Origin of the sequence: Micromonospora sp. 050-3 (assembly GCF_046549335.1) — a bacterium.
GTDB lineage: Bacteria > Actinomycetota > Actinomycetes > Mycobacteriales > Micromonosporaceae > Micromonospora > Micromonospora trifolii.
Map to the genome: position 1 here is coordinate 1,450,265 of NZ_JAJPVX010000001.1, position 20,382 is coordinate 1,470,646.

At 70.1% G+C, this 20,382-nt stretch carries 16 protein-coding genes, 3 pseudogenes and 1 riboswitch; of the genes and pseudogenes, 6 read left to right on the forward strand and 13 right to left on the reverse strand.

Annotated elements, in window-relative coordinates:
• Positions 1-55 precede the first annotated feature (55 nt).
• From ACLJOK_RS06665 to ACLJOK_RS06685, 5 genes are all read right to left on the reverse strand, one after another.
• Complete coding sequence (locus ACLJOK_RS06665; protein WP_410816874.1) at positions 56-2,179, reverse strand: cytochrome c oxidase assembly protein; 2,124 nt, start codon at positions 2,177-2,179, stop codon at positions 56-58.
• A 58-nt stretch (positions 2,180-2,237) separates the two neighbouring features.
• Positions 2,238-2,822 (reverse strand): copper resistance protein CopC, encoded by a 585-nt coding sequence (locus ACLJOK_RS06670; protein ID WP_410816876.1) that lies wholly within the window; start codon positions 2,820-2,822, stop codon positions 2,238-2,240.
• Positions 2,819-4,033, reverse strand: coding sequence for a Dyp-type peroxidase (locus tag ACLJOK_RS06675; RefSeq protein WP_410816878.1), 1,215 nt, complete (start codon positions 4,031-4,033; stop codon positions 2,819-2,821). Before ACLJOK_RS06675 ends, ACLJOK_RS06670 begins: the two co-directional genes overlap by 4 nt.
• 23 nt (positions 4,034-4,056) lie before the next feature.
• Entirely contained in the window at positions 4,057-4,659 is a 603-nt protein-coding gene (locus ACLJOK_RS06680) for a copper chaperone PCu(A)C (RefSeq protein ID WP_410816880.1), read from the reverse strand.
• 65 nt (positions 4,660-4,724) lie between these two features.
• Complete coding sequence (locus ACLJOK_RS06685) at positions 4,725-6,818, reverse strand: copper resistance protein CopC (protein WP_410816882.1); 2,094 nt, start codon at positions 6,816-6,818, stop codon at positions 4,725-4,727.
• Positions 6,819-6,949: 131 nt separating this feature from the next.
• Positions 6,950-7,164, forward strand: a riboswitch (cobalamin riboswitch).
• 194 nt (positions 7,165-7,358) lie between these two features.
• Here ACLJOK_RS06685 and ACLJOK_RS06690 point away from each other — a divergent pair.
• Positions 7,359-7,805: an acyl-CoA thioesterase gene (locus tag ACLJOK_RS06690; protein ID WP_238684380.1), complete on the forward strand. Its 447-nt coding sequence runs from the start codon at positions 7,359-7,361 to the stop codon at positions 7,803-7,805.
• A gap of 312 nt (positions 7,806-8,117) precedes the next feature.
• The gene (locus ACLJOK_RS06695; RefSeq protein WP_410816884.1) at positions 8,118-8,516 is read left to right on the forward strand and encodes an NUDIX domain-containing protein; all 399 of its coding nucleotides are present in this window, start codon (positions 8,118-8,120) and stop codon (positions 8,514-8,516) included.
• A 142-nt stretch (positions 8,517-8,658) separates the two neighbouring features.
• Here ACLJOK_RS06695 and ACLJOK_RS06700 read toward each other — a convergent pair.
• From ACLJOK_RS06700 to ACLJOK_RS06720, 5 genes and pseudogenes are all read right to left on the reverse strand, one after another.
• A pseudogene (locus ACLJOK_RS06700) lies at positions 8,659-9,387 on the reverse strand (IS701 family transposase); the annotation flags it as partial.
• 152 nt (positions 9,388-9,539) lie between these two features.
• Positions 9,540-11,039, reverse strand: coding sequence for a sialidase family protein (locus ACLJOK_RS06705; RefSeq protein WP_410816886.1), 1,500 nt, complete (start codon positions 11,037-11,039; stop codon positions 9,540-9,542).
• Positions 11,036-11,740 carry a hypothetical protein gene (locus ACLJOK_RS06710; protein ID WP_410819375.1) on the reverse strand — a complete coding sequence of 235 codons (705 nt, stop codon included), beginning with the start codon at positions 11,738-11,740 and terminating at the stop codon, positions 11,036-11,038. Before ACLJOK_RS06710 ends, ACLJOK_RS06705 begins: the two co-directional genes overlap by 4 nt.
• Before the next feature lie 351 nt (positions 11,741-12,091).
• Positions 12,092-12,262, reverse strand: a pseudogene (locus ACLJOK_RS06715) (IS701 family transposase); the annotation flags it as partial.
• Between the two features lie 72 nt (positions 12,263-12,334).
• Positions 12,335-13,237 (reverse strand): IS5 family transposase, encoded by a 903-nt coding sequence (locus ACLJOK_RS06720; RefSeq protein ID WP_410816888.1) that lies wholly within the window; start codon positions 13,235-13,237, stop codon positions 12,335-12,337.
• Between the two features lie 307 nt (positions 13,238-13,544).
• Between ACLJOK_RS06720 and ACLJOK_RS06725 the strand changes: the two genes are divergently transcribed.
• Complete coding sequence (locus ACLJOK_RS06725; RefSeq protein ID WP_410816890.1) at positions 13,545-14,438, forward strand: sigma-70 family RNA polymerase sigma factor; 894 nt, start codon at positions 13,545-13,547, stop codon at positions 14,436-14,438.
• A 60-nt stretch (positions 14,439-14,498) separates the two neighbouring features.
• Here the strand turns inward: ACLJOK_RS06725 and ACLJOK_RS06730 are convergent, their stop codons facing one another.
• Positions 14,499-14,858, reverse strand: a complete 360-nt coding sequence (locus ACLJOK_RS06730) for an ankyrin repeat domain-containing protein (RefSeq protein ID WP_410816892.1) — start codon at positions 14,856-14,858, stop codon at positions 14,499-14,501.
• A gap of 206 nt (positions 14,859-15,064) precedes the next feature.
• Here ACLJOK_RS06730 and ACLJOK_RS06735 point away from each other — a divergent pair, with 206 nt between their 5' ends.
• Positions 15,065-15,964, forward strand: a complete 900-nt coding sequence (locus ACLJOK_RS06735) for an ABC transporter substrate-binding protein (protein ID WP_410816894.1) — start codon at positions 15,065-15,067, stop codon at positions 15,962-15,964.
• Positions 15,965-16,042: 78 nt separating this feature from the next.
• Here the strand turns inward: ACLJOK_RS06735 and ACLJOK_RS06740 are convergent, their stop codons facing one another.
• A complete protein-coding gene (locus tag ACLJOK_RS06740) occupies positions 16,043-16,381 on the reverse strand; it encodes a hypothetical protein (protein ID WP_410816896.1) in 339 nt (112 codons plus the stop codon).
• 185 nt (positions 16,382-16,566) lie between these two features.
• Between ACLJOK_RS06740 and ACLJOK_RS06745 the strand changes: the two genes are divergently transcribed.
• Both ACLJOK_RS06745 and ACLJOK_RS06750 read left to right on the forward strand, forming a co-directional pair.
• Positions 16,567-16,761 (forward strand): hypothetical protein, encoded by a 195-nt coding sequence (locus ACLJOK_RS06745; RefSeq protein WP_410816897.1) that lies wholly within the window; start codon positions 16,567-16,569, stop codon positions 16,759-16,761.
• Positions 16,762-16,924: 163 nt separating this feature from the next.
• Positions 16,925-19,474, forward strand: a complete 2,550-nt coding sequence (locus ACLJOK_RS06750) for a tetratricopeptide repeat protein (protein ID WP_410816899.1) — start codon at positions 16,925-16,927, stop codon at positions 19,472-19,474.
• A 380-nt stretch (positions 19,475-19,854) separates the two neighbouring features.
• Here ACLJOK_RS06750 and ACLJOK_RS06755 read toward each other — a convergent pair.
• Positions 19,855-20,283, reverse strand: a pseudogene (locus tag ACLJOK_RS06755) (DedA family protein); the annotation flags it as partial.
• Positions 20,284-20,382: the final 99 nt, after the last annotated feature.

Sequence of the window (20,382 nt, forward strand, 5' to 3'; positions counted from 1 at the left end):
CGGGGGAGAGACGGCGGTGGTTCCCCGGGCAGTGGAAGATCGGGTCCTCGATGTCTCAGGGCTGGTCCGGCCGGGCCGTGCGGGGCAGGTCGCCGCCGGTCCGTCCGGCTGCGGCGAGAAACGCGTTGTAGCGGGCGAGGTCGTCCTCGGCGCCGGTGGCGTCGGCGCGGTCGGCGGCCCGGTCGAGGCGGCCCTGTTCACGCTGGTCGGCGCGCATCCACTGGCGGATCAGGACGATCATGACGACGACGGCGGGCAACTCGCCGAACGCCCAGGCGATGCCGGCGCCGAGCTTCTGATCGGACAGCAGCGACGACGCCCAGGCGGGATGCACGGCGAGGTACCAGTCGGGGGCGATGACCGTGGTCGTCTGCATGAGGACCAGGCCGAAGAAGCCGTGCGCCATCATCGACGCCAGGTGGATGATCACCAGCAGGGGATGGGGGAGGCGTCGGCGGCCCGGGTCGACACCGATGAGCACCCAGAACAGCAGACAGCCCGCAACCACGAAGTGGGTGAGCATCGCGAGGTGACCGAGGTGGGAGCGCATCAGCACGCCGAGCAGGTCGCTGAAGTACAGGCCGAACAGGCTGGCGCTGTAGATGCCCAGCGCGACGAGCGGATGGGTGAGCAGTTTCGTGAGCGGGCTGTGCACAGCGATCAGCAGCCACTCCCGGGCACCGCGTACCCCCGGATCGGTTGGTCGACGCAGGGTGCGCAGGGCGAGGGTGACCGGTGCGCCGCCGACCAGCAGGATCGGCACCAGCATCGACAACACCATGTGCTGGGCCATGTGCGCGCTGAACAGCACGTACGCGTAGCGGGCGACACCGAGGTTGGTGATCGCGGCGAGCAGCAGCAGCCCGCCCACCCAACTTGCCGTCCGTGCGACCGGCCAGCGGTGTCCGCCGACGTGCATCCGTCGCACGCCGGCCAGGTAACCGCCGATGCCGAGAACGCAGAGGGTCAGGAAGAACATGTCCGGTAGCGGCTGGCCGAGCAGGTTGCCCGCAGTGGGTGCGGTGGGCATCGGGAAGCCGAGCAGCTCGGTGATCGGGTCGGCGTCGGTGCCGGCTTCGGCGACCGGAGTGGGGCTGCGGGACAGCGCCACCGCCAGCCCCACGGTGGCGGCGAACACGATCAGTTCACCGGCGGCCAGGCGGCCGAACGCCCATCGCCTTCCGGCGCGCAACGCCGGCAGGGTGCGGGAGCGGTGTATCGCCCCGAGCGTGGCGAGGACCAGCAATGCGGCGAGCTTGCCGAGCACCAACCAGCCGTAGCGGGAGTGCCAGAGCTGGTCGACCGACCCGAGGCGGACGGTGGCGTTGGCCGCCCCGCTGACCGACACGGCGACGAAGCAGCCCAGGGCGAGGCGACTGTACCGAGCGGCGGCGTCGGCCAGCAGCCGACTGCGTCGTACCACCAGCAGGGCGATGAGGGCGCCGATCCACACCGCGGCGGCGAGGATGTGCAGGGCCAGGCTGGTGACGGCGATCTGGTGGTTACCGGCCCCGGCGGAGTGCCCGGTGAAGGCCGGAGGAAGTACCGCCACCAGGGCCAGGACCGCGACTGTCGCGGCGAGCCCACGGGACACCCCGAATCTGGCCAGCAGTGCCACGGTCAGGGCCAGTGCGGCCTGCAGTGTGAGCGACTGGCCTTGCGAGATGGTGGTGGCGAAACTGACGACGGTCGCGGGCCCGAGCGTCGCCAGTGGTTGGCCGAGCAGGTCCGAGGCGGTCAGCGCGATCAGGGCCAGCGCCGTCGCCGACCAACCGAGCGCGGCGACAGCTGCCCGCCGCAGCAGCAGGTAGCCGTGCGGCGAGACGCTGCGTCCGTCGCCGGGCAGCAGGAACGCGGCGGTCACCAGCATGCCGACGGTGACGGTGGCGAGACAGTCGGACAGCAGCCGGAACACGGGTAGCGCCGGGGTCGTGAGCGGTCCCGCGTCGGGGAGGCCCGGAATCGCGGCAGTGAGCGCACCCCCGACCCGCAGACCGAGCACCAACAGGGCGACCCCCGACGCGACGGCGACGACAGTGATCAACCAGCCGGATCCCGTGGAACCCATGTCTCGGGCGGCGGACGGGGCTGGACCGGTCGGGATTACCGGGGCAATGGCGACGGTGCGGGCACGGCTCGGATCGTCGGTGGCGAAGTGCTGTGGATCTGTGTCGGACACGTGTTGACCTTGCTTGGTGAGGTGATGGGGCGAGCCGACCGCACGGGGGCCTGTCGGATCAGCGCCGGGCCGCCCGCCGCCTGAGCAGCCCAGCCGCCACCAGGACGAGGAGGGCCAGCGCGGCACCCGCGACGAGGACACCGGCGCTCGGGCCGTCGCCGGACTCCACTGCCGCGGCGGCGGGCGCTGACGCGCTGACGTTGGCGACCGGCGCGGCGCTGGACGTCGGATCGGCCACAGTGAACGGATAGGACCCCTGCACCGGGTGCCCGTCGACGGAGACGACCCGGTAGGCGACCGTGTATGTCCCGTTCGGCAGGGTGTCGGTCACCTGGACCGTGCTCTTCGCTCCGGTGACCACCGGTGCGCCGGTGGGAAGCTTCCGCTTGGCGGCATCGGTGAGCACGATAGTGGTGAACGCGGGGTCGAGTCGCTGCATGAATTCGAGCGTGACCTCGGCCGGTGCGCTCGACAGCGTCGCGTCCCGAGCGGGCGTGGCCGTCTTGAGCGAGTTGTGCGCCCAGGCCGGGCTGGCCGGGATGAGGACCGCCACGAGGACGGCGAGCACCGCCGCGCCGAGCCGGACGGCAGTGGGCCGGGACGACGGTACGGTCATGACGAAACTCCGGGTCGGCGTGGTCATCCGAGCACCTGCTCGCCGATCCAACCGCCCGATGGACATCCGGGCGGGATGGCGAAGACGGCGGACCCGATCGGCGTGGTCCACTCGTTGAGCAGGTCCCGGTCGGCCAGCCGGCGCTGGATCGGCAGGTACTGCCGGGCGATGTCGGCCTGGTAGGACGTGAAGATCAAGCCGGTGTCGGCGTGACCCTCAGCTGTCGGCACCCCGTCGTAGTTGTAGGGCCGGCGCAGGATCTTCAGCCGGTCGTCGGTGACGTGGGCGCGGGTCATGTGCGAGAAGTCGGGGATGACGGTGAGGCCGTCCGGGTCGGTGGCGGCGAAGTCGGGCTCGTCGTGTTCGGCGGTGCCGGTGAGCGGGGCGCCGGTGTCGAGCCGTCGCCCGACGGCGAGTTCGCGGTCGGTCCGGCCGAGCAGGTCCCACGTCTCCATGTTCATGCTGATCCGCCGGAGCACCACTGTGGTGCTGTCGCGCAGCCACGCCGGGCCGTCCGGGACCCAGAGCGCGGTGTCCATGGGCGCGCCGGGTTTGGGGTTGGCGGTGCCGTCGAGCTGACCGAACAGGTTGCGCTGGGTGTGGCCGCCCGGCTCGACGCCGGGGCTGCGCCGGAAGCCCTGCTGGACCCACCGCACAGTGGCGAACGGTCGGCTGTCCTTGATCAGGACCCGCTGGGCGTGGGCGACGGAGATCGCGTCGTCCGCGCAGATCTGGAGCAGCAGATCGCCGCCGGACCAGGCCGGCTGGAGCCGGTCGATGCGGAACGACGGCAGGTCGGTGACCGATGTCGGCCGGCGGTCGTCGACGCCGGCCGCCCGGTAGAGGCCGGGCCCGAAGCCGAAGGTCACTGTCAACCGTGCCGGCAGCAGCCCGAGTTCGGCCTCGGTGTCGGCCAGCGCGGGTCGGCCCTGGGTGAGCCGGGCGGCGTCGTCGGTGAGCAACCGCAACATCCGACCCAGTGCGGCCCGGTCGACGCCGGCCCGCACTGTGAGCGCCACGAACGACGCGTGCGCCTGCGGTTCGGTGGCCACCCCGGCCTGCCGGGCGCCGTGGAACGGCTCGACCAGGCCGCCGACGGTCGCCACGGGCGTCGTGTCGGCGGCCGTCGCCGACGGTGGTCCGGTCCTTCCGACACGGGTGGCGGCGATCGCGGCACCGCCGGCCAGTGCTCCGCCGGCGGCCAGGGCTCCACCGGTGAGCAGGCCGCGCCTGCTCACCGGCCGGACCTGTGGTGTCTGCGTCACGATGCCGGGCTCATGCTCGTCCCCGGAGTGGGGCTCATGCCGGGCATGGGCTCGCCGTGCCCGGGGGCGTAGCTCTCCTGCGCGCCGGTGAACGGCTTGGCCACCGCGCGGAACTCCTGGGTCTTGCCGTCGGCGAAGGTCAGGGTGACTGTCAACTCGTCGCCGGCCTGAACAGGCTTGGTGAGGTTCATCAGCATGAGGTGGTCGCCCCCGGGCTCCAAGGCGTGCGTGCTCTTGGCCTTGATCACGATGCCGCCCTGCTTCTGCTGCATGACCATCTTGCCGTCCTTCATCGCCATCTCGTGCAGCTCCATCGGCGACAGGGAGGTCGTGGCACTCGTCACCGTGACATCGGTGTCGCCGTCGTTGACCAGCGTCCCGAAGGCCGCCGTCATGCCCTTGTCAGCCGCCTTCACCCACGGGTCACGAATGCCGAGCACACCAGCGTCCGGGTTGGCCGAGGCCGACGCGGACGGGCCCGCCTGCGCTGTCGACGGGGAGTCGGACGAGCCGCAGCCGGCGGCGCTCACCGTCAGGATCGCGGCGGCGAGGATGGCGGCCGACCGGCGGCGTGAAGCGTTCGGGCTGGTGGTGCGCATGTGTTCTTCCTCCGATGGTTGCTGCTGGGAGGTTGGTCGGCCGCAGCTGGGAGAAAGTTCCGGACTCAGGGCACGTTGATCGTGAACTCCCCGGTGTGCACAGTGCCGGCGACCTGGAAGTCGAAGAAGGCTCGGTACCGGCCTGAACTCGGCGCGGTCAGCCAGAACTTGACAGTCCCGTCGACCAGCTCCTGCTCAGGGTGGACGTGCACGTAGCCGAGGTCGCCCTCACGAACGACGACCAGGTGCCCGTACGCGCCCAGGTACCGCTCCAACTGCGCGGGCGTGGCCGTGTCGGCGCCGTTGACCTGGAAGTGGATCGGCGCCGTCACCCCCACCGTCGGGGTGCCGGTCATCGACACCGCGTACGGACCAGCCGTCGCCTGCGCCTGCGCTGGCGGCAGCGCGGTCGGGCTGTGCGCGCCGGGCACGATGTGGTCAACACCCAGCACGAGAGGCTGCTGCTTGCCGTCGGCCGCGGTGACGGAGAAGTCGGCGAAGACGCGGTAGCCGCCGGGTCGGGCCAGCGTCAGGGGGACGCTCCAGGTGCCGTCGGGCGCCATCGTCGGGTGCAGGTGCTGGTAGCCGGTCAGGTCGCGGCCCACCACGATCAGGTGCAACGGCTTGTCGTGTACGACCGCGAAGGTCGTTGCCGGCTGCCGGTCGGTCCCGACGATGCGGAACCGGTAGTCGGCGCGTACACCAGGGGGTTGGGACCGCTCCAGCGGTTGCAGGGTGTACCCACCGGCGCTGACCGTCGTCCCGGTCGCCAGCGTCGCGCCCGTCGCGTCGTCACCCCGATGCGTGTGCGGCCCCGTACCGGCCGGGTGTTGGTGCCCGTCGGTCGCGGAGCCCACCTGGCCCGAGTCGGGCGGTCCACCGGCCGACGGTCGTGCATTGCCGGTCGCCGGACTCTCGTCGGCGGTGCCGATACGGGCCAACCCGAACCCGGCCAGCAGGGCCAGCACCAGCCCGCCGACGAGCAGCGCCAGGTGGGTGTTGCTCAACCGGGACCCAGGCGTCGCGGCGGCGAGGTCCGTGTCGGGCCGTGGTCCGGGGTCGACCGTCAGCTCGCCGTCCGTGCTGGCGTGGGCCTCGGTCACCTGATCGGTCGACGTCGGATCGACAGTAACGCCCGTGCGGGCCGTGACGACCGTGTTGCCCTTGCGCGCCGCGGGCACGGTGGCGGGCCGCCGCTTGTCGCTCGCGGTACGCGCGACGACGCCGGTTGCCGCGCCGACCTTGCCCCCGACGGTCTTGCCAGCGCCGGCCTTGCCCCCGACGGTCTTGTCCCCGACGGTCTTGTCCCCGGCAGCCTTGCCGCCGACGGTCCTGCCAGTGCCGGCCCTGTTCGTGGTACGGGCGCCACCGCCGCGTCGACCGGAGCTCGCCGCCGAGGTACGGCCCCGGCCGGCGGGTGTGCCGGCAGATCGGCGACGCCAGACGACGAACCCGGCCACCGCCCCGACCGCCGCGACCGCCGCCGCCCAGCCGGCCCAGGCCAGTGCCCCGGGACCGCTCTCCTCGGTCGACCCGGTCGACGGTGCCGCCGCGGCCGGCGGGGTCGACGGATCGTCAGCTGTGGTCGGCACCGCCGAGGCCTGCCCGGAGTTGTGCTGCTCGGTGGCGGCCACCAACGCCGGGTCCGGTTGGGTCGACGGCGGGCTCCACCCCTTCGGCGCTGCCGTCACCGGCCCGTCGTAGCGGAAGGTCTGGGTGCCCCGCACGGTGTCGCCGTCCGAGGCGACCGACAGGTAGCTCACCGAGTACTGGCCCTTGGCGGGCAGGTGGGCGACGGACACCACCGCCGGGAACCCCGTCGTGTATTCCCGTGGCTCGAACTGCCCGTTGACCAGGAAGTACTCGCGCACCGGCTTGTCCAGCGGCTTCGGCTCCCCGTACGACCAGCCGTTGTCGACCCGGGTGCCGCCCGGGGCGGTGATCGTGAAGAACGCGTTGGCGGCGGCCTTCTCGGTGAAGAACAGCCGCACCTCGGTCAACGACTCGCGCACGGTTGCGCCGCTCGCCGGTGTGGACATGGCGAGGGTCCCGTGCGCTGCGGCGGGTTGGGCGGACGCGAGGAGGGCGACCGCCGAGGCGAGGAGGAACGCGAGGAGGCCCGAGAACACCCGCCCGCAAGTCTGGGGGAGACGACGCATCTGGATATCCTCACCCTCGCGAGACTTTTTTCAAGAGGTGACGATCTTCTTCCTCAGATGACAAAAGTTGACGATCAGGCCATCCGTCGCCGCGGCAGGACGCCCCGGGTGGACACATTCCCTGGCCAGCTATGCTCGCCGACGGCGCTGGTTCGCCCCGTCGTGACCGGCTGGGCGTCGTAAGAGGGAACCCGGTGAGAATCCGGGGCTGCCCCGCAGCGGTGAGTGGGAACGACCGCCGTCATCAGCACTGGGCCAGTGGCCTGGGAAGCGACGGCCAGTAGGGGACCGGCGCGACCGGTCAGGCCCGCGAGTCCGAAGACCTGCCGGCGCCGCGTACACAACCGTGTGCGCTGCCGTCGGCCTCGCGGGTGGGCTGAGCGGGTGACCTGCCGCGTCGTCTACGCGGTGGCGTCCTCGTCAGCGCGTGCCCGCAGTCCGGTGGTGTGGTTTCCCGAGGGACGGACTACCGCTGTGCACGACACCACCACCATCGCCGGCCGAGCACCGTCGGCGTCGCACCTGACCCTTTCGCAGATCATGGACCAGCACCACACCAACCTGATGGGTACGGTGCACGGCGGCCGGATCCTCAACCTCATCGACTCCGTCGCCGGTGTGGTCGCTGCCCGGCACTCCGACGGGCCGGCGGTGACCGCCGCCATCGACGAGACGGCGTTCCTCCGCGCGGTGCGGGTCGGCGACGTGGTGCACGTCGACGCCCGGATCACCTGGGCCGGCCGCAGCTCGATGGAGGTGGCCGTCAAGGTGACCGCCGACCGGTGGGACCGTGCGGTGCCACCCACCGACGTGGCCACCGCCCACCTGGTCATGGTCGCCATCGACGACGACGGCCAGCCTCGGACGGTGCCGCCGCTGCTACCGGAGACCGATGGGGACCGCCGACGGTACCGGGAGGCGGAGATCCGCCGGAAGCACCGACTGGCGCTGCGACGCGCGCTGCTCGACGGCGCCGAAGACGACTGACGCGGGTTGCAACACCGTCGGCGAATTGCGGTCTGTGGGTGGTTGCGCGGGCCATCCCGCCAGCCGGCGACCCGGGCAAGCCGAGCAGACCGCCGCCTGACCCGCCAACGTTCGACCGTGCGTCAAGGTGGTCTTGACGTTGCGGGCCGGGCGGCGGCCCGCTCCCCAGGATGGCGGGTCGACGGCAGATGGGATGGCGCAAGCGGTCTAAGGGCTGCCCGCCCGCATCCAGCCCATCGGCTCCCAGCGACGCGGTCGCTTCCCAATATCCTGCGGCCCGCACTACGACCCGAATCTGGGATTGTGTGCGTTGTGAATGAGCTCGTGGAGCGGGTCGATGATCAGGACCGGGTGCTGGGAGTGGTGGACCGAGGCGAGGCCGTCCGTCGCGGCTGGCTGCACCGCATCGCGACGACCATTTGCCGAGATCAGCAGGGCCGGGTTCTGGTGTATCGGCGCGCTGAGGGCCTGTCCAGATTCCCCGGCTACTACGAGGTGAGCTTCGGCGGGGCCGTGGATGTCGGTGAGTCGTATCAGGCGGCCGCTGCTCGGGAGTTGGCCGAGGAGCTGGGCGTCCACGTGGCGGTGCGCTTCATGTTCAAGTTCCTATGTCAAGGCGAGGTCGGCCCGTACTGGCTCGGCGTTCATGAGGCCGTCATCACCGGCGAGGTAGATCCTGACCCCAGGAGGTGGCCTGGCTCGGCTGGATGACAAAGGGCGAGCTGCGGCAAGCCGTTCAGCATCGGCGCTTCATCCCTGACGGGCAGGAAGCGTTCGGGCGCTATCTTGCCTCGCCGTAACACTTGAGCCAGGACGGCAGCCCAGGACCAAGGCTCCGCAGTCTCTAGTACTGCAACGGGTCGGCGCGGGCGGTGCCCATGTTGGTGGTGATCATGTCGTCGTTGCGGCGGGTCGCGACCACATAACCCACATCCCGCTGTTCCAACCAGACCCGCAGGGATTTCGACTGCCCGTAGGCCTCGTCCATCGTCACCCACCCGACCGGCACCCCGGCATCGAAGGCGCGGGCCAGCATCTTCCGGGCCATCTGGACCTTCGTGGCGAACTGCACCTCGTCCGGGATCCCCGCCGCTCGGCACCGGTCCCGGTCATCGGTCCACGACGCCGGAAGGTAGAGCTGCCGGTCGATCAGTGCGTGGCCTTTCGCGGAGCGGTAGGCCAGGAACGTCCCGACCTGGCAGTTCTCCGTCCGCCCGGCGGTGCCGGAGTACTGGCGCTGCACCCCGGCCGACCGGGTGCCCTTCTTCAGGAACCCGGTGTCGTCCACGATCAGCACTGCGGCCGGGTCGCCGAGGTGCTCGACCACGTAGTTCCGCACGTCGTCACGGACCGCGTCGATGTCCCAGTCCGCCCACCGCAACAACCTTTGCATCCCGTCCGGCGACACGTCCCCGGCCTGCTCCGCGAGGGTCCAGCCGTTCTTACGGCCCAGGCCGGAGACCAGCCCGCACAGGTACTGCCGCGCCCGCCGCCGCGGCTCCGAGCGGCGAAACCGAGGCCCGATCCGAGCATGCAACCGGTCCAACTCCCCATGCCACTGATCGACATCAACGTCGGTCACAGGCAGACCAACGAACGCGAGCCGAACTCGATTCGCCTACTGCCGTTGCAGTACTAGTGCCCTCGGCCAGCGGCCCGGGCCGGGCATCAACCGGTAGGGCCGGACCGGACCGGTTTCCGGTCCCGCCCGGCCCACGGCCAGCCACAACGCGGCTATCGGTTGGCGTCCCGGACCCGTACGGCGGCGACGCGCGGGGACGCCACCGGGTCGGGTTGGGAGAACGTGGCGACGAAGTCGTGTGGTCCGGCGCTGGTCAGGCCGGCGTAGTCGCCGAGGAAAAAGCCCGGGGGGCCGACTTCATTCAGGAAGGGGGCATGCCGCATGTCGAATGGCTCGTTGGTGAGTCTTACCTCGGTGTCGAACCCAACCCCGGTCGCGCAATCAAGCTTGGGTGTCGGGCGACAGGTCACCAGCCAACGATCGGTCCATAGCGCCCCGGCGGGGTCGTCGTGACGAAAATCGGAGTAGTCGACCGCGACGGTATGGTCGGCGGCGACTGCAACCGATGCGGTGAATGCCTGTTGGTTGCCGATCGGGACGTACGTCGGGCTGCGGTTGACCTTTACCGGCGTGGACCAGTGGCGCCCGCTGTCGTCCGACACGGACAGTGCGATTGCGTCCGCCTGCCCGCCGCTGAAGCGGGCGTCCTGCCAGACCAGGTAGATCCGCCCGCTGGCCGGATCGACCGCCGCGTCGATGAGCGCGGCGCTGCCGCTGGAGACCTGGTCCCCCGGCGACTGCGGATCGCTGACGCCGGCCGACCGCATCTCGGCTACCAGGTGGGGAGGTGACCAGGTGGCGCCACGGTCCTGCGACCGCATCACGGCAACGTGCCGGGTGGGCCGCTCGCCGGTGAGGTCGAACAGGGTGAAGGAGTCGACAAGGGTCCCGTTGGGGAGCACCACGATCTGGTGTCCGGTGGTCAGCCGGTTCTCCCCCGGCTCATAAATCTGCCGCGCCCGCCAGGTGCGTCCGGCATCACCGCTGGCGGCGAAGACCACCGCTCCGCGGAACGGCTCGCCATCCTGGTCGGGTTCCATGATCTTCGGTACGACCGTGTAGACGCGTGCAGGGTCCTCCGGATCAGCCGCGATCGCCCCACCGACGTACGTCCCGCCGTCCGGATCGCGCTCCGCCACCACGAGGGCCGGTTTACTCCAGGTAAGACCGCCGTCGAGGGATCGGGCCGTGATGAGTCCGCTGGGTGTGGTCTCGGGTGCGTCGAACACATGCGCCGACAGATGCAGCATGCCGGTTGGGCCGAATGACAGCCACACGTCATCGACGTAGTCGAAGGTCCCGCCCGTGCATCGGCTCGTCCCCGGAATCAGCACCCGCCGCCAACTGTGGCCGCCGTCGGCGCTCACCCCAGCGACCAGTCCTCTGAACCGGTCCTGTGTCCACACCGACACCAGCTGCTGACGTTTCAGGGGGTTGGCGGCGACGGTCGGTTCGAGCGCGCCGGCGGGTAGGAGATCGTCAAGAGCGGCCGAAGGGCAGGCGCCGAATGGGCTCGGCCCAGAGACCCACGCCGGACCCGTGGATGCCTCCGATGGCGCCACCGACGCGCCCGCTGCGCTGCTGCCTGGCGTGAGAGTCATGGTCACTAACAGGGCCGTGACGAGCAGGGCGGTAGGAGCTCGTCCGCTCATCGCGTGCTCGCCAGGTCGACCGGATCGGGTGCGAGTCGGCCGCGTCGTGCCAGCAGGACGCTGGCGGCGGCGAACCAGATGAAGCCGATGAACCTTCCGGCCGGGATGAAGACCGACGCCGCGGAGGCCAGCAGCGAGAAGATCGCGAGTACGCACAGCGTCGCGATGCCGATCCCCAGCCTTCCGAGCCAGCTCGGCAGCGCCCTGGTCTGCAGCATGGCGGCGGAGGCGGCGCCGACGAAGAGGCCGAGCGTCACGATGTGCAAGGGACCGCCGGTCATGAAGGCGAGGTCCATGGCGAACCGGAAGACCCGCAGATCCGATCCGCTGCCGGGACGAGACATGATCCATTGAACGGCCGCCGACGACAGCAGCAGCGCGGAGGCGACCGCACCGGAGGCATGCGCCAGCCCAGCGGCTCGGCCGATGTCGCCCCGCCGGCGCATCGTGACGGCGACGTACGCGGTGAACACCAGCAGCGCGACCGCTGCCAGCGCCTGGAAGAACGCGCCAACCGGTGCACTGGGTGAGCCGCTATTGAGGAACTGTTGGACATCGGCGTCGGACGAGTACGGCGTAACCAGCGGCTCGCCGGGTGAACTGATTAGCCCTGGGAGGAGCATCGCGGCGGCGAACGACAGGACGTACAGCAACCCACTCAGGGCGTGCAGCCGAGAGGCCACAAATGGTGTCTCACGCACGGCGGGGCCTCCCCGCCGGATAGACGACGATGGCTGTCGGGTGTGTTGCGCTCCTATGGTGATGCACGGAGCGAGCATGCCGCCGGAGTCATCCGTCCACGTCGCATCGGCGTCGTATCTCTGACTGCGCTCCACGGCGTATTGCCGTTGCGCGAGGGGGTACCACCCGGCCAAACGCTGGCGCTCGCCACCGCCGACGTGAACGCGGGACTCTAAGCCGGTTGTTCCGGTGAGGTTGGTGTTCTCAACTCGCGCGACTCCGCCCCGGCCTAGGGTAGGCCTGCCGGCCCGGGGCGCCCGGCCCGCGGCCGCGTCATAGCTCACAGGAGCGGAATTCATGTCACAGGATGTCCCGGCCTGCTCCGCGAGGGTCCAGCCGTTCTTACGGCCCAGGCCGGAGACCAGCCCGCACAGGTACTGCCGCGCCCGCCGCCGCGGCTCCGAGCGGCGAAACCGAGGCCCGATCCGGGCATGCAACTGGTCCAACTCCCCATGCCACTGATCGACATCAACGTCGGTCACAGGCAGACCAACGAACGCGAGCCGAACTCGATTCGCCTACTGCCGTTGCAGTACTAGGGCCTGTCCTGTCGATCATGGAAGCCAGATGATGGCGGCGATGAGGACGAGGCTTGCTCGGTAGAGGGATGCTCGTTTGGCGTAGCGGGTGGCGAGGTCGCGCCACTGTTTGAGCCTGTTGAAACAGCGTTCCACGACGTTGTGTTTGCGGTAGATCGCCTTGTCGAAGGTCGGTGGGCGTCCACCGGTGCTGCCCTTGGCGGCGCGGCGGGCGACCTGGTCGCTGCGTTCGGGGATGACGTGTCGGATGCCTCGCTGTCGCAGGGCTCGCCGGGTCGAGTCATGCGCGTAACCCTTGTCAGCAATCAACAAATCGGGTCGCTTTCGGGGCCGGCCCGGCCCGGGCTCGTTGACCCAGATCGCATCGAGCAACGCCAGGAGCTGTGGGTTGTCGCCAGCCTGACCAGGCGTGAGCAGGATCGACAACGGCCGGCCACGACCATCAACGGCCAGATGGATCTTCGTGCTCAACCCACCACGGGATCGTCCGATGGCCTCGCCATCCTGCGCACCAGGCGTCGCCGGACTTGTTGCGGAGCGCCCCTTTTTGCGGGCCCCAGCGGAATGCTGATGCGCCCGCACGATCGACGAGTCGATGCTAATCGTCCACTGCACCGGTGTGCCATCGTCATAGATTGGCGCCGCCGCGAGAATCCGATCCCACGTGCCATCCGCGGTCCACCGCCGCAGACGCTCATGACAGGTCTTCCACGGCCCGAAACGTTCCGGCAGGTCACGCCACGGCGCACCGTACGCAGCTTCCACAAGATCCCATTGATGATCTGGCGATGATCCCGCCCACCGCCACCGCCACCGCCCCCGCGCACCGCCAGGCTCCGGCAGCAGAGGCGTGATCACCGCCCACGCCTCATCAGTCAGCTCACCACGACGCACCACGGGCACATCGTCAACGATCAACCACTACATGATCGGCCGGACAAGCCCTAGGCGCGCGCCCGTCGCTCCGCTGGCGCTCCGACTCCGGTCAAGCAACACGCCCGGCGGCTGACGCGGAAGCGGGAAGCCCAAGGGGCCGCCGCAGAACGACAGGCCGGTGACGGGTGAGGTGGTGAGCGTTCACACCGAAGAGGTCGCTGGTTCGGTACCAGCATCGCTCACTCTCAGTTTGCGCAAGTTAGAGGCTGCTTTCCGGGTTCGGCGGTGTCACGTTCGCTGTGCCTGAGGGTTCATCTCTGTGAGCCTTGGCGATGGGATGGTGTGACCGATGGACGAGAATGACTGGTTGGCCGCGCGCTTCGAGCAGCACCGACCCCGGCTGCGGGCGGTGGCTTATCGAATGCTCGGCTCGCTGGCTGACGCGGACGACGCTGTTCAGGATGTCTGGCTACGGCTGAGCCGGTCCGACGCGGATCAGATCGACAACCTCGGCGGATGGTTGACCACTGTCGTCGCTCGGGAGTGCCTGCACATGTTGCGCTCTCGCCGACGCCGCCGGGAGGATCCGTTCGCCACTCACCTGCCCGACCTGGTTGTTATCCCGAACGGGGACCTCGACCCCGAGCAGGAGGCGTTGCTGGCCGACTCGGTGAGCTTGGCCCTGCTCGTCGTGCTCGACCAGCTCACTCCTGCTGAGCGGTTGGCGTTCGTGCTGCACGACATGTTCGACCTGCCCTTCGAGGAGATCGCCGGCATCGCGGGCCGCACCCCGGCCGCCGCTCGACAACTCGCCAGCCGGGCACGACGCCGGGTGCACGGTGCCGAGATCCCTTCACCCGATCCGGATCTAGCGCGCCAGCGGCAGGTCGTCCGTGCCTTCTACGCGGCTGCGTGGACCGGTGACTTCGACGCCCTCGTGCAGGCTCTCGACCCCGACGTCGTCCTGCGCACCGACTTTGGCACCGCCAGGCCGGCGACCGTCGTTCGCGGCGCGGCGGCCGTGGCCAAGCAGGCCCGCGCCCCACGCGGTGGCCAACTGCGCCCCGCCCTGGTCAACGGCGCGATCGGAACGTTGATCACCCGCGACGGGCAGCCGTTTTCTGTCATGGCATTCACTGTCGCGGGCGACAAGATCGTCAGGATCGACGTTGTCCGCGACCCCGACCGCGTCCACCGCCTCGCGTCCGCTCTCCTGAACCAGGCGGAGCGAACAATGGGGTGAATGCCGTGCCCCACTTCCACGAGCTGTGGGTCTGATGCCGCGTGACCGGGCGGCGCAGCATCAGGCCAGGGACTCGAGATATTTCTGGGTTTCCCGCTTCTTGAAGTACTGCGCCCAGCCCGCCGGCTGCGCGTTGAACCCAGGTTCGCGGGCGGTGTGGTCGGCACCGTGCTCGACCAGCAGGCGCGCGATCGACAGCTCACCCGCTGCCGCCGCATGGTGCAAGGCGGTGGCGCCGGCGGCGGTGACACCGTTGACGCCGAAGCCAAGATCGATGAGCAGTCGCACCGATGACCAGTTGCGCGCCTCGGCCATCCGCGTAACCAGGTCTGCATGCCGATCGCACAGCCCAGGGTCGGCGGACAGCATCGACCGCATCGTCGCTTCGTCGGCGGCCTCGGCGGCTTCTTCAAACTGCATTGTGTCCTCCTCGCGTGTGTGCACTCGTGCTTATGAACCCAGCCGACGAGCCGATGTGACAGGGCGAGGCACTCGAACGAAGCTAGACGCGAGGCTGTCGACAGCCACGGTGGCAGCACCACGCCGGATGAAAACGCCCGTCGGCGGCCGTGTACGGGCTGTCGGAAAGTGGACGTGGCTCGGTCGCGCCTGGTAGGCAGGCGGACGTGCGAATCGTCTCCCTGCTGCCGGCGGCCACGGACATCGTGGCCATGCTTGGCCTGACCGGGCAACTGGTCGGCCGTACCCACGAGTGTGACTGGCCGCCGGGGGCTCTGGCCGACATCCCGGCGGTGACCGCGACTTCCCTGCCGGAGACCTTGACGAGCCGGGAGATCTCGGCGGCGATCGCCGGTGACCCGCACCGAGGATCGTCGTTGTACCAGCTCGACGTCGCCATGCTGGAGGGGTTGAAGCCGGATCTGATCCTGACCCAGGATCTGTGCGACGTGTGTGCGGTCTCCTACGAGCGGGTCAACGACGCGGTTGGTCTGATCGATCTCGACACCAGTGTGATGTCCCTGGAGGCGAGGACCATCGATGGGATCCTGGACACTGTCGATGCCGTGGCCGCGCTGACCGGCACCGAAGGCAGGGCGGCGGAGATCCGAGCCGACGCCGAGCGTCGCCTCGCCGCGTTGCCGGGGCCGGTGCCTGGCGCGCCGACGGTGCTGTTCGTCGAGTGGCTTGACCCGTTGATGCCTGGCGGGCACTGGGTGCCGGAGCAGATCGCCTACGCGGGTGGGCGGTCTCTGCTGCTCGGGCCGGGCGCGCACAGCACCCCGCAGCTGTGGTCGGTGGTCGCGGACCTGGCTCCCGAGGTGGTGGTGTTCGGGCCGTGCGGGTTCACGCCCGAGCGAACCTTCGACGAGTTGTCCGTGGCGACCGGGCAACCCGGTTGGGCGGACCTGCCCGCGGTGCGTGACGGGCAGGTGTGGGTGGTCGACGGGCCTGCCTACTTCAACCGCCCCGGCCCGAGGGTCGTCGACGGCGCGGAGATCCTCGCCGCCATCCTCGGCGGCCGTCCGGACTCCCGCGCTCGGCGGGTGCCCCTCGACGTCGGCTGACGCTGCCGCGCCCGAGTGGCGGAGGCGGACCTCCGATGCCGATCGCCCGTTGCCCCGGCATTCGCACCGCACCGATGGTCAGGCGTGTGCCCTCGCTGCGCCGGCGAGGTCGACGATCCGGTCGCTCCAGCGGTCCAGCAGGGTCTGGTCGTGGGTGATGACCAGAACACCGGCCTGCTGGGTTCGCTGGTACTCGCGGATGACGGCGGCGACGTGCGCCTGGGTCGAGGCGTCGAGCATCGCGGTGGCCTCGTCGCAGAGCAGGTAGTCGGGGCGGTGGACGAGGGCCCGCGCGAGGCAGGCGCGTTGCAGTTGCCCGTCGGGGGTGGCCGGGGCCGAGCACCCGGCGAGGACGAGCATCCCCGCCGCTGCGATCGACGCCACGGGGCGTCGGAAGGTCGGACGCATCCGGGTCACAGAGGGCTCCTGTGGTGTGGGGAGGATCGTTTGTCGGGTGGGCGCGGCGCCGCAACCGTTGATCATCACGGTGGCGCAGTTGCCAGTCTTTGGCAATTGCCACACGCCTGCATCAGGCAGTTGATCAACGACTGATCACGTCGCGGCCGGGCACCGAACATCCGCGCCGACCTGCCCGTTTCCGCGTGTCCGGCACCGTGGACGCGATTCCCGCCACCGCGATCCCGGAGCGCTTCGTGTCCCTGCACCGACGTCGGCGACGAAGCGCGGTGACCGTCCTCCCGCTGGCGGCGCTGGCCGTTACCGCACCCGTCCTGGCCCCGCCGGCACCGGCGGCGGCGCCGTTCCGGTCGCTGCGTCTCTCGGCTCAGCTCTGGTGACCGCGGCCGGGGCGCTGCTGGTGTCGCGGCGACTACGGCGACGGTGGGCCGAGGCGTGAGCGCCCTCTGCCGCGTCCCGTCGCGACCGGTGGCGGGGCCCGTGCGGCGCTGGGGTCCTTGCGCGAGGCCGAACCGCAGGCCGCCCCCCGGCTACCATCCACGCGTGATACGGGGTCGTCGATGGAAGCGGTGGATCTTCCTCGTCAGCGGTGCGGTCGTCCTGCTGATGGGCGGGTACTGGCTCTTCACCACAACCCGGGCGCAGGCCAACGGGCAGGCGGGGTGGACCGGTGGGTTCATCGCGGTAGCCGGGTTGGCGTTCGGGATGGCCCAGGTTGTTCTCGGCGCCGTGGCGCTGCGCCGACAGCAGCCGGCTCGCGGTGTAGCGCAGACCTTGGTGGCACCTCTGGACACACCGGGGATGATTTCGCTGACCGCGCCGGAGCCCGCCGCACACACGCGGGGCCGTGACGAACTGGTCGACGAACTCGCCGGGCTCGTCCGCCGGTGGCACCGGCCGGCGGCACGGGTACAGGTGTTGCACGGCATGGGCGGTGCCGGCAAGAGCACGGTAGCTCAGCTGGCGGCCCGGCGAGTCGCCGATCGCAAGGCAAAAGTCTGGTGGGTCTCGGCGGCGAACACCACCGCCCTACAAACCGGAATGCGGCAGCTCGTCGCCGATCTCGGCGCCTCCGATCACGACATTCAGCGGGCCTGGTCCGGGCTGACCGGCGCCCCGGATCTGCTATGGAGGTTGCTGTCCGGCGTTCCCGGACGCTGGCTGTTAGTCATCGACAACGCCGACGACACCCGGTTGCTGGGACTGGACGGCGAGTCGGTCACGGCCGCGCGGGGGTGGGTCCGGCCGGTACCGAACCGTCGGGGCCTTCTACTGGTCACGACTCGCGACGGTGACCCCGAGTCGTGGAACACCTCCTGGTGCCGAATGCACCAGGTCACGATGCTGTCCGCCTCCGACGGTGCGGCCGTGCTGCTCGGACATGCCGGGAACCACGCGGGCGGGGTACGGGAAGCCGTCGCACTGTCGCAGCGTCTCGGCGGCCTGCCGCTGGCTCTCGGCCTGGCCGGCCGAGCCCTGGCCGACGCACAGCTGTTGCGGCTACCCGGCATCGCGACCACCTTCGCGGCCTATCAGGCCGCGATCGACGCACTCGGCGAGTCCACCGTCGCCGAGGCCGTCAGCCGGACCTTGGAATTGTCGCTCGACCTGCTCGACAGTCGCGGCCTGCCTGAAGCCCGGTCGCTGCTGTGGCTCCTCGCAACCTTCGCCGACGCGCCGATTTCGACCGGGCTGCTGGGCTCACCGTTGAATCCCCGCGAAACGCAGGAGTTACTGCGCGCCCTGGCCACACTTGGCCTGATCACCGTCGAGCATGGCGAACCGGACGCGGCGAGCCTGCGCGTACATCCGCTCATCCGCGCCGCCGCTGATCCGATGGCCCAGTTGAGCCTGGCGGTCACACTGCTGGCCGGATTCGCCGACGGCGACCCGGACGACTCCGGGCAGTGGCCACGATGGCAGGCCGTTGCCCCGCATGCCTTCCACCTGCTGACCCAGGCGGCCCACACCACCGACACCGACCTGATCATCCGTGCCGCTTGCATCGCCGAGAACGCCGCCCGTCACCTCAACGCCACCGGGCTGTACGCCGTAGCCCTCGACCACTTCAGCGCCCTGCGGTCGATCCGAGAACGTGAGCAGGGCGCACACCATCCCGACACCCTCACCACCCGGTACCGCCTGGCATACACAATCGGATTCGCCGGCGATCCGGCGGCCGCCCGCGATCAGTTCGCCGCACTACTGTCCGCCCAGGAACGGGCGCTGGGCGCCGACCATCTGGACACCCTTGACACCCGTAACCAGTTGGCCCGCTGGACCGGGGAGACTGGCGACATCGTGGCGGCCCGTGATCAGTACGCGGCACTGCTGCCCGTCCAGGAGCGCATCCTCGGCCCAGAACATCGGGCCACCCTGGCGTCGCGGCAGGGGCTCGCCCAATGGACTGGCCGGGCCGGCGACGCAGCCGCTGCCCGTGATCAGTTCGCCGCGCTGCTACCGGTCCGGGAACGGGTACTGGGCGACGAGCACCCGGACACGCTGGCCACCCGGCATCGGCTGGCCCAGTGGACCGGCTGGTCAGGCGACGCCAGGGCCGCCCGCGACCTGCTCATCGCCGTGACCGACAGCTGCCGCCGGGTGCTCGGTGCGGAGCACCCGGATTGCCTGTACGCCCAGCATGACCTGGCGCGCTGGATCGGATACGCGGGCGATGCCGCCACTGCTCGCGACCAGTTCGCCGCGCTGCTGCCCATCCGTGAGCACGTTCTCGGCCCGGAACATCCCGAAACCCTTGCCACCCGCCATGGCCTTGCCTTCTGGATCGGCGCCGCGGGCGACGCCGCCGCCGCAAGAGATCTGTTCGCCGCACTCGTCCCCGTCCGCGAACGCGTCCAAGGCCCGGAACACCCGGACACTCTGGGCAGCCAGCATGAACTTGCCTCTTGGACGGGGAAAGCGGGCGACGCAGAAGGCTCCCGGGCCCAATTCGCCGCGCTGCTACCGGTTCGCGAACGGGTGCTGGGCACCGACCATCCCGACACCACCGACACCCGTCGCAAACTAGTCGGCCCTCCAGACGTGACCACCAGGCCCACCCCCCGGCGGTTCCAGCTCAGGCGAGGGGATTGAGGGTCATTGGTCAGGGCCGCCAGAGCGGCAGCAACCTCCTGAGGGCTCGCGCGGACATACGTAATAATGGTGCCGACATCGCTACCGCTGTCCTCGCCGCGCTTGCCACCGGCCTGGGGCTCGCCGTCGGCGCCGGCTTCGTCGCCGTGCGCGGCTACCTTGGACCGCCGGACGAGCGGCGCCGCGCCTGATCGCATCGCCCCGGCCCGTCGGCGTCGGAGCGCGATCACCACCAAGATGAGGACGACCAGGACCACCAGGATGACCGTGCCGGTGTTGCCGATCACCGTCTCGATCCGTTCCACCGAGGCGCCGGCAAGAGCGCCAGCGAACACGTACAACGCCGACCACATGTAGGCCCCGGCCAGGGACGCGGGAAGGAAGTGCGGGTAGGCCACCTTCGCCATTCCGGCGGTGACCGGGGTGAGGGTACGGACGATGGGCAGCAGCCGGGTCAGGAAGACCGCCCAGGCGCCGTAGCGTTGTAGGGCTTCCAAGGCGCGGTCCCAGTTCGCGGCGCCGACCCGGCGGCCCGGATAGGTGTCGCGCAGGCGTTGGCCGTACCGGCGGCCGAGGAAATAGCCGATGTGGTCGCCGGCGGAGTTCGCCAGGCCCACGACCAGGAACAGCGAGACGAGGGCGACCGGGTTGTCCATAGCGGCGGCGAGCACCAGGACGACAGTCTCCCCGGGGATGACGATGCCGACGCCCAGCCCCGACTCGGCGATGCCGAACGCGGCAGCGGCCAGAAGCACCACCGGCGTCGGAAGGTCGGACAACGTGTCCAGGATGCCGGTGATCCAAGACATCGGCGACCTCCAGGTTGGTTGGTCCGACAGGACACCGTCACGTCACGTGATCGAGTCTACGGTCATGGGTAGTTAGGGCAGCGTCGACAGAAACAGGGG